This is a genomic window from Sphingomonas sp. OV641 (genome assembly GCF_900109205.1).
In the GTDB taxonomy this organism is placed as follows: Bacteria; Pseudomonadota; Alphaproteobacteria; order Sphingomonadales; family Sphingomonadaceae; genus Sphingomonas.
The window spans coordinates 288,265-308,148 of sequence record NZ_FNZB01000002.1; the positions used below are offsets into that span (position 1 = coordinate 288,265).

Below are 19,884 nucleotides of genomic sequence, written 5' to 3' on the forward strand. Positions count from 1 at the left end.
ATGTAGGCTGTTCCAATTTCAGGAGCAGCTTCCGTGAACGAACTGATCGGCCGTGTCTTTGACTTCGAAAAGAAGGTCTATGAGGACAGCCGCGCGCTCTATTCGAAGCTCGCGAACCATGGTCAGGAGCCCAAGGCGCTGATGATCAGCTGTGCTGATTCGCGCGTGGTCCCCGAACAGATCATGCAGGCTCAGCCCGGCGACCTCTTTGTGTGCCGCAACGCCGGCAACATCGTGCCTCCCTATGCCACGCAGAACGGCGGCGTCACCTCGACCGTCGAATATGCCGTGTTGGCGCTCGGCATTCGCGACATCATCGTGTGCGGTCATTCCGATTGTGGCGCCATGAAGGGCCTCGCCGGCGATCCCGCCAAACTCGAATCCATGCCCAACGTCGTTGCCTGGCTGCGGCACGGTTCGGCGGCACGGCAGGTTGTCGATTCGAGCTACGCCGATATGGATGACGGTGCGCGCGTTCGCGCGGTCAGCCTCGAGAACGTCGTGGCGCAGCTGGCCCACTTGCGCACGCACCCGTCGGTCGCTGCTGGCATCGCGCGCGGTGAAATCGCGCTTCATGGCTGGTTCGTGGACATTCACGCAGGTCAGATGCTCGCCCTGAATGGCGAGACCGGCCGCTTCGAGTCCGTCCGCGAGGATCGCCCGCTTCCGGTCGCGCTGCCTGCTGCGAAGCGGCTGGCGGCGGACTTCATCACGCAAGAGGCAGCGGAATAATGACCCAGGCAGCGGCAGAGCGCCCCGGCGTCTCCATACCCTCGATCAAGTTCCTGGGGCGGGATCTCACCGCCTCAATCGTGGTGTTCCTGGTCGCGATGCCGCTGTGCATGGGCATCGCGGTCGCATCAGGCGTTGCGCCCGAAAAGGGACTGATCACGGGTATCATCGGCGGCATCGTGGTCGGCGCCCTCGCCGGCTCGCCGCTGCAGGTCTCCGGCCCGGCGGCCGGACTCGCGGTCATCGTGTTCGAACTGGTTCGCGATCAGGGGCTCTCCGCCCTTGGCCCGATCCTCATCCTTGCCGGCGCGATCCAGGTCGCCGCCGGCATTTTTCGTCTGGGCGGATGGTTTCGGGCGATCAGCCCGGCCGTGGTCCACGGAATGCTTGCTGGCATCGGCGTGCTGATCGTCGTCGGCCAGTTCCACGTGTTGTTCGATGCGCGGCCATTGTCGTCGGGGCCGGAAAACCTCGCCGCCATGCCGGGCCGCCTGCTTGGGCTGTCGTCGGACATCCGTGCGACCGAGCTGGCGTTCATGCTCGCGCTCGTCACCATCATCGCCATGGTCGGCTGGGAGAAGTTCCGCCCGCAATCGCTCCGGCTGCTACCGGGCGCGCTGGTTGGTGTGCTCGCGGCGACGGTGCTGACGCTGATCTTTGGTTTCGACGTGGCCAAGGTGGTCGTGCCTGAGTCGATCGTTGCCGCCATCGCCCCGCCGGAAAGCGGCTTTGTGTCGCGCTTCATGGATCCCGCCGTTCTGACTGCCGCGGTGGCCATCGCTTTCATCGCCTCGGCGGAGACGCTGCTGTCTGCCGCAGCGGTGGACAAGATGCACGATGGCGTGCGCACCGATTACAACAAGGAACTGCGCGCACAGGGCGTGGGCAATCTGTTGTGCGGGTTCGCCGGCTCCTTGCCGATGACCGGCGTGATCGTTCGCAGCTCGGCCAACGTCCAGGCCGGTGCCGTTACGCGCGCCTCGGCAATCCTGCACGGTATCTGGATCCTCGGCTTCGTCGCGCTCCTTCCCTGGCTGCTGCGCGCCATTCCCATGGCGTCGCTTGGCGCCGTGCTGGTGGTGACGGGTTGGCGCCTGGTCAGCCTCAAGCATGCCAAGCATCTGTTCAAGGATTACGGGCTGCTGCCGGTTGCCATCTGGGCCGTGACGCTGATCATGGTTGTCGCAACCGATCTGCTGACGGGCGTTCTCACCGGCATTGCGCTGACTGTCCTGGAACTCATCCCCAACCTGCGCCGCTTGAGGCTGAAGGTGCGCGAGCAGCGTGACGGCGATGCTCATGCAATCGAGCTTGATGGCGCCGCGACGTTCGTGACACTCCCGAAGCTTTCCGCGACGCTGGACCGCGTTCCCGCGGGCGCGCCCGTTCGGCTCGACGTGTCGAAGCTTGACGCGGTGGATCACACTACTGCGGAACTGCTGCGTGACTGGTTCCAGCGTCGCAAGGCAGCCGGCAATCCGGTCGAACTGCGTGGTCAACGTGGCCGGATTGCCACACTCGCCGCATAAACCATGATGCTCGAAACACTTTGACGCAATCCAGCAACATTACATTCGATTTGCTGCGGTAGCGTCAGAGTGTTCGGCCAGCCCGCGACCGCTCCATAGGGGAGGAGGAGCGCGGGCGGATCGGAAGCAGGAGGAGCCTCTGCCAACAGGAGGTTCCATGACGTTACTGAAATATTTTCCCGCCCTCGCCCTGGCGATGCTGGCGCTTCCCGCCGCCGCACAGGATGAAGAGCCACCCAAGGCCGTAACGGTGAGCGGCAGTGTCGGACTGGTATCCGACTATCGCTTCCGCGGCGTCTCCCAAACTGACGAGAACCTTGCCGTGCAGGGCGGCCTCACCATCGCGCATGAAAGCGGCGTGTATATCGGCACCTGGGGGTCGAACCTGGCCGGCTGGGGCACGTTCGGCGGTGCCAACATGGAGCTCGATCTGATCGCTGGCTACAAGGCCACGTTCAACGATGTGTCCGTCGACGTTGGCGCCACCTGGTACATGTATCCGGGCGGTTTCGACAACACCGACTTCATCGAGCCTTACGTCAAGGTTTCCAGCACGCTCGGCCCGGCTGCGCTGACGGTGGGTCTCGCCTATGCGCCAAAGCAGGAGGCGCTCGGTGCCTGGTATCTGAACGGCGCATCGGCGGCGGAAGGCATCTATGACGATCCGGGCGACAAGAACGACAATATCTACGTTTGGGTCGACGGCGCAGCTGCCGTGCCGAACACGCCGATCACGCTGAAGGGCCATATCGGCTTCTCCAACGGCAATGAGGGACTGGGGCCGTTTGCGACCAGCGTGTCGCCCACCGGCGAATATATCGACTGGCTGATCGGCGCAGACCTCGCCATCCCCAACACGCCGCTGACGCTGGGTGTCGCCTATGTCGACACCAATCTCAGCAGCCGGGATACGGCCTATATCCAGCCAAGCTTCAGCAAGGGCCAGGATGGCACGGGTTCGATCGCGGACAGCACGGTCCTCTTCTCGTTGACCGCTGCATTCTGATCCCGGCCTGCGCGCCGGCGCAGCCATTGTGTTGATGGACAGGACGGGCCGGGGGGTTTGCTTCCCCCGGCCCGTCACCACATAAGGGGGCGAACGACTAATCGGGAGCAGCCCTTGGCTACGTTGGGAATGAGTGCCGCGGAAAAGGAAGCCGTTCAGGCGTTCCGCCGCGACGTGGTCGAACCGTCGATGACGAAGCTGGTCATCATCGATTTCTGGGCCGAATGGTGTGGCCCGTGCAAGGCACTCGCCCCAGTGCTCGAAAAGGTCGCGGCCGCTTACGCCGACAAGGGCGTCGTGCTCGCCAAGGTCGATACGGACAAGAACCAGTTCATCGCGTCGCAATTCCAGGTCCGCTCGATCCCCACCGTTTACGCGATGTTCCAGGGCCAGTTGGTTGCCGACCTGACCAACGCCCGTACCGAATCCCAGCTGCGCGCCACGCTTGATCAATTGCTGCGCCAATTGCCGATTGAAGGCGATGCACAGGCGCAGGAGGCAGAACTCGAGCCGCTGATCGCGATGGGCGAGCAGGTGCTCGGCGAAGGTGACGTGGAGCGCGCGCTGTCGATCTTCGACCAGCTGTTTGAAATGGCGCCTGATCATCCGGCGGTACTGTCCGGCCGGATCCGGGCGCTGGTGGCAGCCGGCGCCCATGAGGAAGCGGAAGCTGCCCTTCAGGATCTGCCCGAGGATGTCACTGGCCGCCCCGATCTCGAACGGGCCCGTTCTGCGCTGGCGCTCGCCCGATCCGCGCCGCAGGTGAGCGATCTCGCTCCGCTGGAGGCCGCCGTGGCGGCAAACCCTGGCGATCTCCAGGCGCGCTTCGATCTGGCCAATGCGCAGATGGCGGCTGGCGACCGGGATGCGGCCGCCGATGGCTTCCTCGCGATCACCGCGCAGGATCGCGATTGGAACGAGGGCGCTGCCCGCCAGCAGTTGCTGAAGCTCTTTGAAGTGGTCGGGCTGGAGGATCCCTGGGTGTCGGCCCAGCGTCGTCGCCTGTCCGCCATTCTGTTCGGATGACGCGCCTATCTATCTTTCCCCTGCCCGGCGCCCTGCTCTTCCCGGGCATGCACCTCCCGCTGCACATCTTCGAGCCCCGCTACCGCGCCATGGTTTCGGACGCGATGGCGCGCGACCGGCGCATTGGCATGATCCAACCGCGCATCATGGAGGCAGGGGCCGGCGACCGGCCGGCACTCTACGACATCGGCTGCGTGGGTCGCATCGCCGAAATCGAGATGCTGGATGATGGCCGGTCCAATCTGGTGCTGGAGGGTCTGTCGCTTTTCCGGGTGCTGCGCGAGCTGGATGTAAGCACGCTGTTCCGCCAGGTGGAGGCGGAGCTTGTACCCGCCGGCGAACCCGAAACCCTCTCGCTCGGCGCGCGCGCATCGCTCGAAATGGAGGCGCGCCGCTTCGCCGAGAACCAAGGTTATGCGGTGGATTGGGAGGCCGTGTCCCGACTGGACGACCAGAGCCTCGTGAACGGGATCGCGCAGATTGCGCCGTTCGACGTTGCGGCCAAACAGGCCCTTTTGGAGGCCGAAGGGATCACAATAAGGGCCGATCTGATCGTGCAATTGATGCAGTTCTTCGGCCGCCATGACGGCGACGATCGCGTCACGCTGCAATGACGATCGATCCTTGGTTGCTTGAGCGGCTTGTCTGTCCCGTCACGCGGACGCCGCTCGCCTTCGACAGCACGTCGAACGAATTGGTATCGACCGCAGCGGGCCTCGCCTACCCTATCCGAGGTGGCGTTCCGGTGCTGCTGATCGAGGAAGCGCGCCCGCTTGCCGGCAGTACGGCGAAAGACGCAATATCCCCCGTTGAGCCGGACTGAGGCGCCGCCCCCCGCAGCTTCGTCGCGCACAGATACGTGCTTGTCGCACTGGCGGCGTTCCGGTCGCTACGCCGCTGACGACCGGGCTCCACCCTGCCATCTGCGCTCGGGAAAGGAGACGAACAATGCATCGTCCGAGCTTTTTCCCGGCGCTGTTTGCCGGCTTCCTGCTCACCATCTGGGCTTTGGCACCGTCCGTGGGCGCCGCCTGACGCTTGCAGCGGCGCGTCTCGCTCCCTCATCGCCGCCGCTGCTCGTGCGGGCGTTCGCGAAACGGCGCGGACGCCCGCTTCTTTTCGTCGCTGGTCGTTGACCGAGGGTGTGCTTACCTAATCTGTTAAAGCCGTGCCGGCCAATGCCCAGCACGGCTCCAGGCAGGATCAGTTCAGGACCACCGTCACAGCGCGGCGATTGCGTGCCCAGCTTTCTTCGTCCGATCCAAGCGCCAGCGGGCGTTCCTTGCCGTAGCTGATCGTGGTGATGCGGCTGGGTGAGATTCCGCGCGCCACCAGATAGTTCTTCGCAGCGTTGGCGCGGCGATCGCCGAGCGCCAGATTATACTCTCGCGTGCCGCGCTCGTCGGCATGGCCCTCGATCGTCACGCGCACGTTCGCATAGCGCTGCAGCCACACAACCTGGCTGTCGAGGATGCCGCGCGCGGTGCCATCGATATCATATTGGTCGAGACCGAAATTCACCGTGTCGCTCGTCACCGAACGCTTGAAGTCCTCGGACGAGCCCGGAACGACGGCCCCCTCTGTCGGACCGGTCGGACCGGTCGTCTCGGCAGGCGCCTCACCCGGCGCGGGCGGCAGAACCTCCGGCCGCTTCTTCGAGCAGGCGGCCGTGGTGACCAGCGCAGTCGCGAGCAGGATGGTGGTGGTCAGTCTCGCCATTCTTTTTCTCCCATATTCCGTCCCCGTTTGCCCCGATATCAAATTCACGGCCGGATCGGACCCCATGAAGGATCCGAACCGTCCAGCGGCGTCGGCACGCGGCGCTCGTTTACGCCGGTCAGATCGACCGACCAGAGATCCGCCTTGCCGCTACGCCCCTGCGCCGAGCGATAGAACATCAGCACCCGGCCGTTCGGCGCCCACGACGGGCCCTCATCATGCCAGCTGTTGGTCAGGATCTTCTCACCCGAGCCGTTCGGGCTCATGATGCCGATGCGAAACCCGCCTGACATGCGCGTGAACGCGATCATGTCGCCACGCGGGCTCCACGCCGGCGTACCATAGCGACCTCCACCGAAGCTGATGCGTTGCTGGTTCGATCCGTCAGCATTCATCACGTAAAGCTGCTGCCCGCCGGAACGATCGCTCTCGAACACGATCCGGCTTCCATCGGGCGAATAGCTGCCGCCGGTGTCGATCCCGGGCGAGTTCGTCAGCTTCTGCGGCGTGCCGCCTCCCGCCGCGACGCGATAGAGATCGGTGTTGCCACCCGACGCCATGGAGAAGAGGATCCAGCGGCCATCCGGCGAGAAGCGCGGGGCGAAGGTGGTGGCGACATTTTGCACCACCAGCCGCTGCCGCCCGGAGCCGATTTCATAGACGTAGATCGCCGGCACACGGCCGACATAGCTCATGTACACGATCGATTGCTGGTTCGGCGAAAAGCGCGGGGTCAGCACGATCGACTGGCCATTGGTCAGAAAGCGGTGATTGGCGCCGTCCTGATCCATGATCGACAGGCGCTTGATGCGTTTGCCCTTGGGTCCCGTCTCGGAAACATAGACGACGCGGCTGTCGAAATACGGTCCCTCGCCGGTCAGCCGGGTGTAGACCATGTCGGCGCATTTGTGCGCCGCGCGGCGCCAGTCCGATGGCGGCACCACGAAGCCTTGGCGCATCAGTTCGGTCTGCGCTGACACGTCGAAAAGGTAGCAGCCAACCGTCAGCGTGCCGTCGCCATTGGCACGAATATAGCCTTGTACCAGCGCCTGCGATCCGGTGCCGCCCCAGTAATCGAAGGCGGGCGCCGTCACCTCAGGGAATGATACCGTGCGCAACTGTGCCGGGGACAAGGGATTGAACAGGCCGGAATTGCGCAGGTCGTTCGTCACGATTTCGGCAAGCTGACGGCCGAGCGCATCCGTCGATCCCGCCGGTGTCTGCGCGATCGCGGCTGCCGGCATCGCCGGGATGGCGATCGGCATCGGCGCGGAAATGCCACCGGTCACGTCGACTTCCAGCGGCCCGCCGGCGGTCTGCGCCAGCGCCCCTACGGGCTCGGGCTGGCCCGGCGCCTGACTCTGGGCAGCTGTCCCGGGCACCACTAGCGGCGTTGGCGGCACGTCCTGCGCGATCACCGGCATCGCGAGCATGAGCGGGGCCAACAGGGCAAAGCGTTTCATCGTCTTCCTCTCACTCGGACGTGGGCCCGGCTCCCGGATCGGAGCGCATCCTGCCCCATCCACGGGCTTAGATGAACGGCGCATGTAGCGGCCGCGATCCGACCAGCAAGTGCCGGCTACGCACCGCGAAAGCGCCTCAGCCAATCGTCACCGCAGCTTCCATTTGAAGTTGATGTTGTTCCAACCGCCGTTGGGCGTGTCATAATATTCCGGCGGCAGCTTCAGCGGCGAACAACCCTTGAACGCCGCAATGCCCAGATCCTTGACGCGCTGGGCATAGCGTTCGTTCTGGGCGGTGACTCCGGTCTGGCGGACCATGGTGGGCGTGGCGGCCAGCGTGCCATTCTCGTTCAGGCGCAGGTTCAGCGTCGTCACGATTTCATTGGCGCCCGGACCTGGGTCGACCTGCCGATCGGCGCAGGGCTGGATCTGCCGCGCGATCGCCTGGACGATCGATGCAAGAGCGGTGGCATCGATCTTCGCCGCGCGCGGCGTCTGGCTGCGACTCTTCGATGGTTCGCTGGTCAGGCCCTTGAGGAAGTCATCCCCGAGACGACCGCCGCGCGGCCGCGCGCTCTTCGATTCGCTGTCCGATCCCGAACCGCGCGCCTTTGCTGCCGCCGCTGCCTTCGCCTTTGCATCGGCAGCCGCTTTGGCCTTGGCGTCGGCTGCGGCCTTGGCCTTCGCCTCGGCAGCCGCTTTGGCCTTGGCGGCCGCAGCTGCCTTCTTTTCCGCTGCTTCCTTCGCGGCGGCGGCTTTCTGGGCCGCGGCGCGCTCGGCGGCCGGATCGGGTCGGGGCTTGGGCTTCTCGGCAGGTTTGGGTGCTGGCGCCGGCTTGGGCGGCGCAGGCTTCGGCTTTGGCGCAGGCTTCGGCGCAGGCTCGGGCGGCGCTGGTTTGGGCTGCGGTTGCGGCGGTACGGGTGCCGGCTCCGGCGCAGGTGCTGGCTCCGAGGGAGCGGGCGGCGCGGCATCGTCCGGCTCGCCAGTCTCGGGCGCGATCGATTGCGCCGGCTCCTCCACCGCTTGCGGTGCGGTCGCCTCCAGCCCGACGTCTTTCACCAGGCTGACGTCGATCGGCTGCTGCTTCAGCTTTTCCGGATTGGGGGTCGATAGAAAGCCGACCGACAGCAGCCCGAACAGGATCAGATGCCCTGCGCCTGCTACTCCAAGCCCGACCTTTTCCGACCGCTCCATTCGGGTCACTCGTCCCCGATCGTCACCAGAGCGACGCGATTCAGCCCGGCGCGGTTGAGTTCACCCATCACGCGCATCACACGCCCGTAATCCAGCGCGCGATCGGCACGCAGATACACTTGCGGCGGATCCCCTTCGCCAGACTGCGCCGCGATTGCATCGAGCCGTTCGGCCAGCGCGTCTTCGGACACCTCATCCTTGGCGATGAAGATCCGGCCGTCGGCGTCCAGCGATATTTCGGTCGGCTGCTTGTCCTGATCCAGCGGCTTGGCGCGGCTGTCTGGCAGATTTACGGGCACGCCGGCCGTCAGCAGCGGCGCGGTGACCATGAAGATGATCAGCAGCACCAGCATGACGTCGACAAGCGGCGTCACGTTGATGTCTGCCATCGGTGCACGGCGGCCGCCCGATCGCTGCGAAGGAAGCTGCATCGCCACCTCTCAGCGCTCCCGAGCCGGCGCAAGATGGCCCATGACGCCCCTCACCGCTCGCGGTCCAGCTGACGCGAGAGCGTCGCGTGGAAACCATCGGCGAAGCGATTGAGCCGCGCCTCGATACGATTAATAGCGTGGCTGAAGCGATTGTACGCGATCACGGCCGGGATCGCCGCGAACAGGCCGATTGCCGTCGCAAAAAGCGCCTCCGCGATGCCGGGCGCCACCACGGCCAGGCTGGTATTCTGCTGGCTGGCAATGCTGGTGAAGCTGCGCATGATGCCCCACACCGTGCCGAACAGGCCGACAAACGGTGCCACCGATCCGACGGTCGCCAGCACGTTCAGCCGGTCCGACAGCTTGTCGATCTCGCTGGCAACGGCTGCGCCCATCGTCGTCGCCAACCGCTCACGCGTGCCGCCGCGATCGATCACCGCACCCTGCGTGGAGCGGCGCCATTCGGCAACGCCCGCCGCAAAAACGCGCGCGCTCGGCAGATCCTCGTCAGCTCGCGTCTTGTAGAAGGCATCGATGTCGTCCGCCTTCCAGAAATCGCGCTCAAACGTCTCGGTGGCGCGCCGCGTGCGACCCAGCTTGCGCCAGAACATGAAGATGATCGCCCAGGTCCAGATGCTTGCGGCGAGCAGGCCGAACATCACCAGCTTCACCACCCAATCGGCCTGCAGGAACAGGGCAATAGGTGAGAGCGTGGCAGCGTCGGTATTGAAGAACGGGTTCAAGGCCTCTTTTCCCCCTTGTCGACAAGCGCGGCAAAACGGTCGATCCAGTCTCGCGGTTGCCGGCGCGGCCGCCCCGACGGCGCCACCAGCGCCGCCACGACATCCGCCTCCGCCAGCACAAGCGCGTCGCGCATGACTCTTTGATGAATGGAAACGCTGGCCGCGCGAACCGCCGTCACCTGGGTGAACACGACCAGTGCATCGTCCAGCCGCGCCGGCGCGATGTAACGGATGGCGAGGCTCGCCACCGCATAGGCCCCCAGCCCCGCATCATGCGCCGCGCGCTGATCCACGCCCGCCAGGCGGAGCATGTCCGAACGCGCGCGTTCCATGAAGCGGAGGTAATTGGCGTGATAGACCACGCCCGACAGGTCCGTGTCCTCGAAATAGACGCGCACCGGCAGGCGATGTTCCACGCCGGCAAAGCGCCCTTCCAGCGGCTGGTCGGCTTGGCCGGTTTCCATTTCGCCGTTGTTAACCGAACGTTGCGGGCTCGGGTAGCCCCATGGAGCCGATCCGGTCAGTCCTTGAAGACGGCGGTATCGACCTCGATCCAAGGCACCCGCTGCGCAACGGCCGGGGCATCTTCCGCCGCAGCCGGTGACGCCGCACGCGTGGCCACGGCCGCACGGGGCGTGCCAACGGCGGGCGACAAGGCAGCGCCGGCGGGCTGTTTCGGCCTGGCTCCGGCCGGTTTCATTACCGCGGCGGCCGCGATCGCCGGGCCGGCGGCCCCGGTGCGTTCGGCAAGCGTCGTGGCGCCGGATGCAGGCGATGACACCCGCGGGTCAACCACCGCAGCAGGAGCCACGGCAGCGACGCGCGTTGCCACGGGAGCCGCGGCAATCGGCGCAGCGCCAACCACAGGCGCTGTCACCGGCGCGGCGACTGCGATCATCGGCCGGGGCGCCAGCATCTCCGCAAACGGCGCATCAAGAGTCGGCAGGACGGCGGCGGCGAACATCTGCAACTCGCCGGGGCCAAGCCGTTCGGTTTCCGCCAGCGTCGCGGCGGCGGCAGTGCAAAAGGCATCGCGCGCCTGCGCCTGGGAGAAGAAGTTGTAGAGCTTGGTCATGGCATCGTCGTACCGGTCCTGCCAGTCCCCGCCACCGGCGCGATACTGGTCAGACAGTTGAGTCTCGGCGCTGGCCAGCATGGTCTTGTGATTGGCCAGCATCGCATTGTAGCGCTGCACGATCACCGCCTCCTGCGCGCCGCGACAGGCGAGGGCCGCGACGTTCAGCGCCACCCGCATGTGCCACACGGTCGCCGCTGGCGAGAGCCCGCGATTGATCGGCGTGATCGGCGGCGTGACATGAACCGGCACCGGTGCCGGCTCGGGCGGCGGCATGACCACCGCCACTTCCTTCGGCCGGGAGGCGCAGGCTGCAACCGCAGCAATGGCTGCGACAGCGACGACGGCTTGCGTTACGCGTGACATGGCGGCTCCGTTATCCCCGGAATGCTGTGCCGGTGATTGGGTGAATGCAAGGTAAAGGGCGCCGGATCCCCTGCCCGATCCCGTTTCCTTGCACGCCGTTGCACCAAGGACACGGCTTCGCACCGAGCCCTGCAGGGCACCGATTTCGCCGGTCGACGTTGTGCGACACGATCAGATCAATGGCGGAGCAGGCATGACGCGAACCCGGGCGGTGGAGGAACTGAAAGCGATCGTGACGCAGATCGCCCGAGAGATCAGCGACGAGGCACAAGAGATCGAGCGCGCCGCCGACGCAAAGGAGGAGGGGCTGGCACCCGGCCCCTTCGGCATCGCCGTTGTGACAACAAGCGGCGATCTGGTGTCTGGCGGCGCAGCGCAGACGCCATTCCCGTTGCAGAGCATCGCCAAGGTTTTCGCCCTGGAGCTTGCGCTTTGCGCCGTGGGCGACGGCATCTTCGAACGTGTCGGGCGCGAGCCGTCCGGCGATCCGTTCAACTCGATCGTGGATCTGGAGCGAACAAAGGGCATCCCGCGCAACCCGTTCGTCAACGCCGGCGCCCTGGCCGTGGTGGACATATTGGTCGAGGAACTGGGCGACGATTCACAGGCAAGCGCAGTGGTCGATTTCGTGCGCCACCATGGCGGGCTGGAAATGGTCGATCTCGACCCGGACGTCCTCGCCTCCGAGCAGGAAGGCGGCGATCTCAACCGTGCGATGATGAGCTTCATGCGCCATCACGGCAATCTCCACTCACCGCCGGACGAGGTGATGGAGGCCTATGTCAATCAATGTGCGATCACGCTGGACTGCGAGGGGCTGGCCCGGACCGGGCTGTTCCTGGCGCGCACCCGCCGCCAGCCGGACGACGCGGAAGCGGATGCTGTCGCGCGCCGCATGCGCAAGCTGCTCGCGCTGATGATGACGTGCGGCCATTATGATGGATCGGGCGATTTTGCGCTGCGCGTCGGACTGCCGGCGAAGAGCGGCGTCGGCGGCGGCATTCTGGCGATCGTTCCCGAAACAGCGGCGGTCGCCGTCTGGTCACCCAACCTTGACCAGCATGGCAATTCGATGCTGGGCGTGCGCGCACTGGAGATGCTGGCGCATCGCACCGGCTGGTCCGTCTTCGGCCCGCCCATGATCGGGTGAACGGCCGTGCCCGCCTCCTGGACAAGCGGGCACGCCAGCGAAAAGCGGCTCAGGCTGCGCGCTGCTCCAGCGCCTGCGCCGCTTCCGCCATCAGCGCGGCGATGATGTCCGCGATCGGCTCTTCCCTGGTCACCATGCCGACCGACTGCCCGGCCATCACGCTGCCGTGCTCGACATCGCCGTCGATCACCGCGCGGCGCAGCGCGCCGGCCCAATAATGTTCGATCTGAAGCTGCGCCTCGGCCATCGCGACGGCGCCCTCGTCCAACGATTGCGCCACCTCGCGCTGCTTGGCGGTGAACAGCTCTCCGCCCGCATTCTTCAGCGCGCGAACGGGGATCACCGGCAGGCGCGGATCGATCTGCACGCTTGCCACCGCATCGCGGGCCGAGGCGCGGATGAACGCTTGCTTGAACCGGGGATGCGCGATCGATTCGGTTGCGCAGACAAAGCGCGTACCGAGCTGGACGCCGGCGGCACCCATGTCGAGATAGCCCGCGATCGCTTCGCCGCGGCCAATCCCGCCGGCGATGAACACCGGGACATCGTTGGCGATCGCCGGCAGGATCTCCTGCGCCAGCACGCTCGTGGAAACCGGCCCGATGTGCCCGCCCGCTTCGGAGCCCTCGATCACCAGCGCGTCCGCGCCCGAGCGGATCAGCTTCTTCGCCAGCGCCAGCGTGGGGGCAAAGCAGATCACCTTGGCGCCGGAAGCCTTGATCGCCTCCAGCGAGCCCTTGGGCGGCAGCCCGCCGGCGAGGACGACATGACCGACCTCATGCTTCGCGCATACCTCGATCAGCGCCATCAGATCGGGGTGCATGGTGATCAGGTTCACGCCGAACGGCTTATCGGTCAGTGCCTTGGTCGCGGCGATTTCGGCATCGAGCAGGTCGACCGTCATCGCGCCGCAGGCGATCACGCCAAAGCCGCCGGCATTGGACATGGCGGCGACAAGGTTGCGCTCGCTCACCCAGCTCATCGCGCCGGCCATGATGGCCACCTCGCTGCCGAGGAATGCAGCGCCCCGCTCCATGCGGCGCGATAGGCGGGCGGAACCGGCCTGAGGGGAACCGGCCTGAGGGGAACCTGGGCGCTCGATCGTGGTATCGTTCATCACCGCGCCGCTACACCGGTCGCGCGGCGGAGACAAACATGCGGCAGCACGCCACCGAATTGATCGTCACTTCGCCCGGCCAAGGCCTTCATGAATTCACCCGCGATGTCACCGGCTGGGTCACATCCACCGGCGTGGATCAGGGGCTGCTCACGCTTTTCATCCGCCACACCTCCGCCTCCTTGCTGATCCAGGAAAACGCCGCGCCAGCCGCACGCCGTGATCTCGAACGCTATCTTGCCCGCATCGCCCCCGAATCGCGCGACTATGAGCATGACGACGAGGGGCCGGACGACATGCCCGCGCACCTCCGCGCGGCGCTAACCGCCACCAGCCTGTCGATCCCCGTCGTGGGCGGCCGCCCGGTGCTCGGCACATGGCAGGGCATCTACCTTTTCGAACATCGCCGCGCGGCGCACCGCCGGCAGATCGCGCTTCACCTGATCGGCGAGTGATCGGGATGCTTGCCACGTTGAAGGTCGCCGCCCGCGATCGCGCTCGGCTGAGCGAAGTCGCCGCCGTCATGTCACGCTTTGGCCTCGACGTGCTGCTTGCGCGCCTGGGCCTCGGCAGCGCGCAGGACCAGCCCGAGCCGTTCGACCTGCCCGATCGCACCCGCCGCGCGCTGGAGGCGCTTGGCCCGACCTGGGTGAAGCTCGGCCAGATCATGGCGACCCGCGCGGATATCCTGCCGCCTGACTGGATCGCGGCATTCGAACATTTGCAAAGCGCCGCACCCCGCCTGCCCTTCGATGATCTGCGCCCGGCAGTGGAGGCCGCGCTTGGCGAGCCACCGGAAACGGTCTTTGCCCATTTCGATCCCGAACCGCTGGCTGCCGCCTCAATGGCGCAGGTGCACCGCGCGACGCTTCACGATGGCACTGATGTCGTGGTCAAGATCCGCCGCCCTGGCATCCGTCCGCGTATGGAGGCGGACCTTCGTCTGCTGGGCGAGGTGGCCCGCGTCATGGAGCGATCCAATGCCGAGGCACGCCGCTTCGGTGCGACCAAGCTCGTCCGCCAGCTGGGCAGCGCGATCCTGGGCGAGCTCGACTTCGCCAATGAAGGCCGCAACGCCGATCTGCTGCGGGAGGATTTCGTCCGCGATCCTCGCGTTGTCATTCCGCGCGTCCATTGGGACTATACGTCCGAGGCGGTGATCGTGATGGATCACCTCGCCGGCATTGCGCCGCGCAATGCGCAGGCGCTGCGCGATGCCGGGATCGATCCGGCGGTGATCGCCACATCGGGCGCCGACATCGTGCTACAGATGGCCCTGATAAACGGCCGCTTCCACGGCGATCCGCATCCCGGCAACCTCCTGTGTCTGCCGGGCGATCGCATCGGCATGATCGATTTCGGGCTGATCGGGCATGTCAGCCCGCGCCGCCGCGAGGAATTCATCGCCTTCGTCCAGGCGCTGGTGACGGACGACCCCGCACTGCTCGCCGAAACGCTGGCCCGCTGGGCGGAGCGCGAGGCGGAGATATCCCGCTTCCTGCCGATCGCGGAAGGGCTGGTGGTTCGCCACGGCCGGCGGCTGGTGCTCGCCGATCTCGTCGCGGACCTGTTCGGGACGCTGCGGGAGGAAAAGCTCGCCTTTCCGCCCGATCTGCTGCTGCTCTTCAAGGCGCTGATCACGCTCGACGGCGTGCTCGGCGCGATCGAGCCGGACTTCGATCTTGCGGCGGCGATGCGGCGCGCCAGCGGGCGGCTGGTGATGGAGCGGCTGTCACCCGAACGCTGGTCGCGCCGCGCCGCTGCCGTCGCCATGGAGGTGGACCGCCTCGGCGACGATCTCCCGCGCCTCATCCGCGCGCTCGCCCGCCGCGCGGAGGCGCCGCCCGCCCCATCGCCGGCTCAGACGTTCGACAGCCGCCTCATTGCGGCGGCGCTGATCGTCGCCGCGCTGATCATTGCGGCGGCGGTTCTGCTGACCTAGCGGCTCAGGCCGCTTCGTCGGCGTCCAGGCCATAAGCGGTGTGCAGCACGCGCACGGCCAGCTCGGTTTCGTCCTCGTGGATCAGCACGCTGACCTTGATCTCGCTGGTCGAGATCGCCTGGATGTTGATGCCGCGCGCGCCCAGGGTCGAGAACATGGTGCTCGCCACGCCCGCATGGCTGCGCATGCCGACGCCAACGACGCTGATCTTCGCGACGCGCGTGTCGTGCACCAGTTCGGCGAAGCCGATCGCCTCGCGCGCCTGGTTCAGCGTCTCGATCGAGCGGGCCAGATCGGCGGACGGCACGGTAAAGGTCACGTCCGTCGACCCCGTCCCCCGCGCGCCATGGTCGTGGGCGATATTCTGGATGATCATGTCGACGTTGATGTTCGCCGCGGCGAGCGGCTCGAAGATCGCCGACACCGAGCCCGGCTTGTCGGGCACCGCGGTCAGCGTGATCTTCGCCTCGTTCTTATCGTGCGCGATGCCGGTGATCAGCTGGCGTTCCACGTCTTCAACCTCCTGTTCGCCCACGATCATCGTTCCGGGCAATGTATCCGCCATTGGCGCGTCCTCGCCGGTGAACGACGACAGCACCTGGACGCGGACATTCTCTTTCATCGCCAGGCCGACCGATCGCGTCTGCAGCACCTTGGCGCCGACGCTGGCGAGCTCCAGCATCTCCTCATACGTCACCTTGGCGAGCTTGCGCGCGCGCGGCACGATGCGCGGATCGGTGGTATAGACGCCGTCCACATCGGTGTAGATGTCGCAGCGATCGGCCTTGATCGCCGCCGCCACCGCCACTGCCGACGTGTCGGAGCCACCGCGGCCAAGCGTGGTGACGCGGCCCCGTTCGCCCTCCTTGGCGTGCACGCCCTGGAAGCCGGGGATCACCGCCACTTCGCCCGCGCCCATGCTGGCAAGCAGCGCTGCGCTATCGATCGTCTCGATGCGCGCCTTGGCAAAGGCATCGGACGTGTTGACCGGCAGCTGCCAGCCCATCCACGAACGCGCCGGTACGCCGATCGCCTGAAGCGCGATCGCCAGCAGCCCGCTGGTGATCTGCTCCCCGGCGGAGACGACCACGTCATATTCCTTGGGATCGTAGAGCGCGCTCGCCTCGCGGCAGAAATTGACCAGCCGGTCGGTTTCGCCCGCCATGGCGGAGACGACCACCGCCACTTCATTGCCCGCCGCCGCCTCGCGTTTCACCCGCGCCGCGACCGAGCGAATGCGCTCGATCCCCGCCATCGAGGTGCCGCCGAATTTCATGACGATGCGGGCCACGGGACTACTTTCGGAGTGCTTGGGGAAAACAGGCGCGCCTGATAGGAGGCGGTCATGGCCGACGCAACTGTAACAACTGATACCGCTCCGTCCGGCAATCATGCCAGCGTGATCGCGCGCGAGGCGGCGCATTTCGGCGGCATGGCCAAGGATTGGTGGGACCCGCGCGGGTCCTCCGCGATGCTCCACCGGCTAAACCCCGTGCGGCTGCGCTATATCCGCGAGCAGGCCGACCGGCATTTCGATCTCGATCCGGACAGCTTCACCCCGCTTGGCCACAGAAGCGCGCTGGACGTCGGCTGCGGCGCCGGGCTGCTGGCGGAGCCGCTCAAGCGGCTGGGCGCGTCCGTCACCGCGATCGATGCCGCGGCGGAGAATATCGCGGTCGCCCGCGACCATGCCGCCGCGAGCGGACTGGTAATCGACTATCGCGCGGGAGGGATCGAGGCGCTGGGCGGCGAGCAATTCGATCTCGTCACGTGCATGGAGGTGATCGAGCACGTCGCCGATCCCGCGGCGTTCGTTGCCGGGCTCGCGGGCGCGCTGGCCGAGGGCGGCCTGCTGATCATGTCCACGCCGAACCGCACGCCGGTGTCGCGCCTGGCGATGATCACGCTGGCGGAAGGCACTGGCCGCATCCCACGCGGTACGCACGACTGGGATCGCTTCATCACGCCCGAGGAGCTGACGGCGATGCTGGCCGATGCGGGCCTGGCAGTGCGCGACACACGCGGCATCAGCTATTCGCCCACCAGCGGCTTCAGCCTCTCTGATACCCTGACGCTGAACTATCTGGTGACTGCCACGCGCGCCTGATCCGCGTACGGCACGGCCAAGAAGCCAAAGGTCGCGAGGCGGCTGTCGCCAACCTCTCCGGCGCGGAGAGATTTGCTCGCGCTTCAGCCACCTGCCGCTTGCCAGCACCGGCTGATCGCGCTTCAAGATGCCATCCGTCCTTCGGAGTATCTTGATGCGCCTTCTCGCCTGTCTTCTCGCCTGCACCGCCATCGCCCTCCCCGCCGTCACCCTGCCAGCCGCCGCACAGCAGCAGCCGAATGCCGCCCCGGCGCAAGCGCCCAGCCGCACCTTCACCGGCAGCGACCTGTTCGGCCTGTCGATCGCCGCCGACCCGCAGATCAGCCCGGACGGGCGCACCATCGTCTATGTCCGCCGCACCGGCGACATCATGACCGATCGGATGCAATCCTCCTTGTGGCTCATCGACGTGGCGAGCGGCCGGCAGACGCCTTTCGCCACCAGCGGATCCAGCCCGCGCTGGTCGCCCGACGGCACCCGCATCGCCTATGTCGCAGGCGACGGCGATCGCTCGCAGCTATTCGTCCGCTGGCTCGGCAATGGCGCCAGCGCGCGGGTGACGAGCCTGCCGGGCGATCCCAACAGCCTATCCTGGTCACCCGATGGCACCCGCCTCGCCTATATCGCCACGGTCGCCGGCGAACCGGCCAAGCTCGGCAAGGCACCCGCGAAGCCCGAGGGCGCGAAATGGGCCGAGCCGCTGGAGGTGATCGACCGGGTCACCTATCGCAACGACGGCCCCGGCTATCGCAAGCCCGGCTATGATCACCTGTTCGTTGTCGGGGCCGACGGCGGCGCGGCGCAGCAGCTAACCTTCGGCAATTTCGACGACGGCGGCCCGCTGTCCTGGAGCGACGACGGCCGCACGATCCTGTTCTCCGCCATCCGCGGCCCCGATGCCGAGCGGCAGGTGATGAATTCGGACGTGATCGCGGTGGACGCCAATTCAGGCGCCATGCGTACGCTGACCAGCCGTGACGGCCCCGACGCGGCGCCGCGCTACTCCAGCGACGGCAGCAAGGTCGCGTGGATCGGCTTCGACGACAAGCGGCGCGCTTACACCAATGCCGAGCTTTACGTGGGCGACGCCAATGCCGCCGCGCCGCGTTCGCTCACCGCATCGCTCGACCGCTCAATCGAGGATGCGCAATGGGCCGGCGACGGCCGCTCGCTCTACGCCAGCTATGACGACAAGGGCCAGCGCAAGCTCGCCCGCATCGGCATGGACGGCCGGATGACGACCATGGCGGACAATCTCGCCGGCGGCGGGCTTGATCGTCCGTACACCGGCGGCGATTTCTCCATCTCGCGCAGCGGCACCATCGCCTATACCGGCGGCGATGCCTCGGCGCCCGCCGACGTCTGGGTCACCAGCGGCGGCAAGGCGCGCCGGCTGACCAACCTCAATCAGGTGCTCACCGCGTCCAAGGCGCTGGCCCCGGTGCGCAAGGTGGCGGTCACCGCGGCCGATGGCCGCCCGATCGACGCCTGGCTCGCCACGCCGCCGGGCTGGCAGCCGGGCACGCGCGTGCCGCTGATCCTGGAGATCCACGGCGGCCCGCATTCGGCCTATGGCCCGACCTTCGCCACCGACGTGCAACTCTATGCCGCCGGCGGCTATGCGGTGTTGTGGACCAACCCGCGCGGCTCCACCTCCTATGGCGCGGAATTCGCCAATCTGATCGACAAGAACTATCCCAGCCAGGACTATGACGACCTGATGGCCGCCGTCGACGCCACGATCGCGGAAGGTGTGGCGGATCCGAACAACCTGTTCGTGACCGGCGGCTCGGGCGGCGGCGTGCTGACGTCGTGGATCGTCGGCAAGACGAACCGGTTCAAGGCGGCGGCGACGCAGAAGCCGGTGATCAACTGGATCAGCGAGGCGCTGACCATGGACAACACCCTGTTCACGTCGCGCTACTGGTTCTCCAAGCTGCCGTGGGAAGATCCCATGAGCTATTGGAATCGCTCGCCGCTGAGCCTTGTCGGCAACGTCAAGACGCCAACGTTGGTGGTCGTCGGCAGCGAGGATTATCGCACACCCGTCAGCGAGAGCGAACAATATTACGCCGCGCTCCAGATTGCCAACGTGCCCACCGCGCTCGTCAAGGTGCCGGGTGCCAGCCATGGCGGCTTCACCAGCCGCCCCTCGCAATCGGCGGCAAAGGCGAGCGCGATCCTTGCCTGGTTCGATCGCTATCGGAATGCGGCGCCCGTCAACACCGGGGCGACGCCGGCCAACTGATCGCCGCAACCGGGCAAGCCTGCCGCCGTTCCGGAC

At 66.6% G+C, this 19,884-nt stretch carries 20 protein-coding genes; 11 read left to right on the plus strand and 9 right to left on the minus strand.

The window, feature by feature from the left end; all coding sequences use genetic code 11:
* The first annotated feature begins 33 nt into the window (after nucleotides 1–33).
* The 6 genes from BMX36_RS12270 (at nucleotide 34) to BMX36_RS12295 (ending at nucleotide 5,116) form a co-directional block, all read left to right on the plus strand.
* Nucleotides 34–732, plus strand: a complete 699-nt coding sequence (locus BMX36_RS12270) for a carbonic anhydrase (RefSeq protein ID WP_066775775.1) — start codon at nucleotides 34–36, stop codon at nucleotides 730–732.
* On the plus strand, nucleotides 732–2,261 hold the full coding sequence (locus BMX36_RS12275) for a SulP family inorganic anion transporter (RefSeq protein WP_066775773.1): 1,530 nt from the start codon (nucleotides 732–734) through the stop codon (nucleotides 2,259–2,261). The genes BMX36_RS12270 and BMX36_RS12275 overlap by 1 nt, the downstream gene beginning before the upstream one ends.
* 157 nt (nucleotides 2,262–2,418) lie before the next feature.
* Nucleotides 2,419–3,267, plus strand: coding sequence for a TorF family putative porin (locus BMX36_RS12280; protein WP_093065870.1), 849 nt, complete (start codon nucleotides 2,419–2,421; stop codon nucleotides 3,265–3,267).
* Nucleotides 3,268–3,396: 129 nt separating this feature from the next.
* Nucleotides 3,397–4,293, plus strand: a complete 897-nt coding sequence (locus BMX36_RS12285) for a tetratricopeptide repeat protein (RefSeq protein WP_093065872.1) — start codon at nucleotides 3,397–3,399, stop codon at nucleotides 4,291–4,293.
* Nucleotides 4,290–4,907: an LON peptidase substrate-binding domain-containing protein gene (locus tag BMX36_RS12290; protein ID WP_093065874.1), complete on the plus strand. Its 618-nt coding sequence runs from the start codon at nucleotides 4,290–4,292 to the stop codon at nucleotides 4,905–4,907. Before BMX36_RS12285 ends, BMX36_RS12290 begins: the two co-directional genes overlap by 4 nt.
* On the plus strand, nucleotides 4,904–5,116 hold the full coding sequence (locus tag BMX36_RS12295; RefSeq protein ID WP_093065876.1) for a Trm112 family protein: 213 nt from the start codon (nucleotides 4,904–4,906) through the stop codon (nucleotides 5,114–5,116). Before BMX36_RS12290 ends, BMX36_RS12295 begins: the two co-directional genes overlap by 4 nt.
* Before the next feature lie 380 nt (nucleotides 5,117–5,496).
* On the opposite strand, the gene pal is transcribed toward BMX36_RS12295, so the two are convergent.
* The 7 genes from pal to BMX36_RS12330 all read right to left on the minus strand — a co-directional run bounded on the left by pal (nucleotide 5,497) and on the right by BMX36_RS12330 (nucleotide 11,284).
* Complete coding sequence (pal, locus tag BMX36_RS12300; RefSeq protein ID WP_093065878.1) at nucleotides 5,497–6,012, minus strand: peptidoglycan-associated lipoprotein Pal; 516 nt, start codon at nucleotides 6,010–6,012, stop codon at nucleotides 5,497–5,499.
* A gap of 44 nt (nucleotides 6,013–6,056) precedes the next feature.
* Nucleotides 6,057–7,475, minus strand: a complete 1,419-nt coding sequence (gene tolB / locus BMX36_RS12305; protein WP_256210783.1) for a Tol-Pal system beta propeller repeat protein TolB — start codon at nucleotides 7,473–7,475, stop codon at nucleotides 6,057–6,059.
* A gap of 147 nt (nucleotides 7,476–7,622) precedes the next feature.
* The gene (locus BMX36_RS12310) at nucleotides 7,623–8,669 is read right to left on the minus strand and encodes a cell envelope biogenesis protein TolA (protein WP_093065880.1); all 1,047 of its coding nucleotides are present in this window, start codon (nucleotides 8,667–8,669) and stop codon (nucleotides 7,623–7,625) included.
* A gap of 5 nt (nucleotides 8,670–8,674) precedes the next feature.
* Entirely contained in the window at nucleotides 8,675–9,100 is a 426-nt protein-coding gene (gene tolR, locus BMX36_RS12315) for a protein TolR (protein WP_177179128.1), read from the minus strand.
* Nucleotides 9,101–9,150: 50 nt separating this feature from the next.
* Nucleotides 9,151–9,843, minus strand: coding sequence for a protein TolQ (tolQ, locus tag BMX36_RS12320; protein WP_066775756.1), 693 nt, complete (start codon nucleotides 9,841–9,843; stop codon nucleotides 9,151–9,153).
* A complete protein-coding gene (ybgC, locus tag BMX36_RS12325) occupies nucleotides 9,840–10,307 on the minus strand; it encodes a tol-pal system-associated acyl-CoA thioesterase (RefSeq protein ID WP_093065882.1) in 468 nt (155 codons plus the stop codon). The genes tolQ and ybgC overlap by 4 nt, the downstream gene beginning before the upstream one ends.
* Nucleotides 10,308–10,363: 56 nt before the next feature.
* Nucleotides 10,364–11,284: a hypothetical protein gene (locus BMX36_RS12330; protein WP_093065884.1), complete on the minus strand. Its 921-nt coding sequence runs from the start codon at nucleotides 11,282–11,284 to the stop codon at nucleotides 10,364–10,366.
* A gap of 193 nt (nucleotides 11,285–11,477) precedes the next feature.
* Here BMX36_RS12330 and glsA point away from each other — a divergent pair, with 193 nt between their 5' ends.
* Nucleotides 11,478–12,434 (plus strand): glutaminase A, encoded by a 957-nt coding sequence (glsA, locus tag BMX36_RS12335; RefSeq protein WP_093065886.1) that lies wholly within the window; start codon nucleotides 11,478–11,480, stop codon nucleotides 12,432–12,434.
* 49 nt (nucleotides 12,435–12,483) lie between these two features.
* Here the strand turns inward: glsA and BMX36_RS12340 are convergent, their stop codons facing one another.
* Complete coding sequence (locus BMX36_RS12340; RefSeq protein WP_093065888.1) at nucleotides 12,484–13,470, minus strand: NAD(P)H-dependent flavin oxidoreductase; 987 nt, start codon at nucleotides 13,468–13,470, stop codon at nucleotides 12,484–12,486.
* A 119-nt stretch (nucleotides 13,471–13,589) separates the two neighbouring features.
* Here BMX36_RS12340 and BMX36_RS12345 point away from each other — a divergent pair, with 119 nt between their 5' ends.
* Nucleotides 13,590–14,006, plus strand: a complete 417-nt coding sequence (locus BMX36_RS12345) for a secondary thiamine-phosphate synthase enzyme YjbQ (RefSeq protein ID WP_066775788.1) — start codon at nucleotides 13,590–13,592, stop codon at nucleotides 14,004–14,006.
* A 5-nt stretch (nucleotides 14,007–14,011) separates the two neighbouring features.
* A complete protein-coding gene (locus tag BMX36_RS12350) occupies nucleotides 14,012–15,493 on the plus strand; it encodes an ABC1 kinase family protein (protein WP_093066371.1) in 1,482 nt (493 codons plus the stop codon).
* A gap of 4 nt (nucleotides 15,494–15,497) precedes the next feature.
* Here BMX36_RS12350 and BMX36_RS12355 read toward each other — a convergent pair whose 3' ends face one another.
* Nucleotides 15,498–16,784 (minus strand): aspartate kinase, encoded by a 1,287-nt coding sequence (locus BMX36_RS12355; RefSeq protein WP_066775747.1) that lies wholly within the window; start codon nucleotides 16,782–16,784, stop codon nucleotides 15,498–15,500.
* A 54-nt stretch (nucleotides 16,785–16,838) separates the two neighbouring features.
* On the opposite strand from BMX36_RS12355, the gene ubiG reads away from it, so the two are divergent.
* Nucleotides 16,839–17,600 carry a bifunctional 2-polyprenyl-6-hydroxyphenol methylase/3-demethylubiquinol 3-O-methyltransferase UbiG gene (ubiG, locus tag BMX36_RS12360; RefSeq protein ID WP_066775746.1) on the plus strand — a complete coding sequence of 254 codons (762 nt, stop codon included), beginning with the start codon at nucleotides 16,839–16,841 and terminating at the stop codon, nucleotides 17,598–17,600.
* A 154-nt stretch (nucleotides 17,601–17,754) separates the two neighbouring features.
* Entirely contained in the window at nucleotides 17,755–19,848 is a 2,094-nt protein-coding gene (locus BMX36_RS12365) for a S9 family peptidase (protein ID WP_256210784.1), read from the plus strand.
* Nucleotides 19,849–19,884: the final 36 nt, after the last annotated feature.

Excerpts from the sequence above, each read along its gene's own strand:
- BMX36_RS12280 (WP_093065870.1), top strand. The coding sequence starts at position 2,419 with ATGACGTTACTGAAATATTTTCCCGCCCTCGCCCTGGCGATGCTGGCG.
- BMX36_RS12330 (WP_093065884.1), bottom strand. The coding sequence starts at position 11,284 with ATGTCACGCGTAACGCAAGCCGTCGTCGCTGTCGCAGCCATTGCTGCG.
- BMX36_RS12345 (WP_066775788.1), top strand. The coding sequence starts at position 13,590 with ATGCGGCAGCACGCCACCGAATTGATCGTCACTTCGCCCGGCCAAGGC.
- BMX36_RS12295 (WP_093065876.1), top strand. The coding sequence starts at position 4,904 with ATGACGATCGATCCTTGGTTGCTTGAGCGGCTTGTCTGTCCCGTCACG.
- BMX36_RS12350 (WP_093066371.1), top strand. The coding sequence starts at position 14,012 with ATGCTTGCCACGTTGAAGGTCGCCGCCCGCGATCGCGCTCGGCTGAGC.
- ybgC (WP_093065882.1), bottom strand. The coding sequence starts at position 10,307 with ATGGAAACCGGCCAAGCCGACCAGCCGCTGGAAGGGCGCTTTGCCGGC.
- glsA (WP_093065886.1), top strand. The coding sequence starts at position 11,478 with ATGACGCGAACCCGGGCGGTGGAGGAACTGAAAGCGATCGTGACGCAG.
- pal (WP_093065878.1), bottom strand. The coding sequence starts at position 6,012 with ATGGCGAGACTGACCACCACCATCCTGCTCGCGACTGCGCTGGTCACC.
- BMX36_RS12310 (WP_093065880.1), bottom strand. The coding sequence starts at position 8,669 with ATGGAGCGGTCGGAAAAGGTCGGGCTTGGAGTAGCAGGCGCAGGGCAT.
- ubiG (WP_066775746.1), top strand. The coding sequence starts at position 16,839 with ATGGCCGACGCAACTGTAACAACTGATACCGCTCCGTCCGGCAATCAT.
- BMX36_RS12275 (WP_066775773.1), top strand. The coding sequence starts at position 732 with ATGACCCAGGCAGCGGCAGAGCGCCCCGGCGTCTCCATACCCTCGATC.
- BMX36_RS12365 (WP_256210784.1), top strand. The coding sequence starts at position 17,755 with ATGCGCCTTCTCGCCTGTCTTCTCGCCTGCACCGCCATCGCCCTCCCC.
- BMX36_RS12285 (WP_093065872.1), top strand. The coding sequence starts at position 3,397 with ATGAGTGCCGCGGAAAAGGAAGCCGTTCAGGCGTTCCGCCGCGACGTG.
- BMX36_RS12290 (WP_093065874.1), top strand. The coding sequence starts at position 4,290 with ATGACGCGCCTATCTATCTTTCCCCTGCCCGGCGCCCTGCTCTTCCCG.
- BMX36_RS12340 (WP_093065888.1), bottom strand. The coding sequence starts at position 13,470 with ATGGAGCGGGGCGCTGCATTCCTCGGCAGCGAGGTGGCCATCATGGCC.
- tolB (WP_256210783.1), bottom strand. The coding sequence starts at position 7,475 with ATGAAACGCTTTGCCCTGTTGGCCCCGCTCATGCTCGCGATGCCGGTG.
- tolR (WP_177179128.1), bottom strand. The coding sequence starts at position 9,100 with ATGCAGCTTCCTTCGCAGCGATCGGGCGGCCGCCGTGCACCGATGGCA.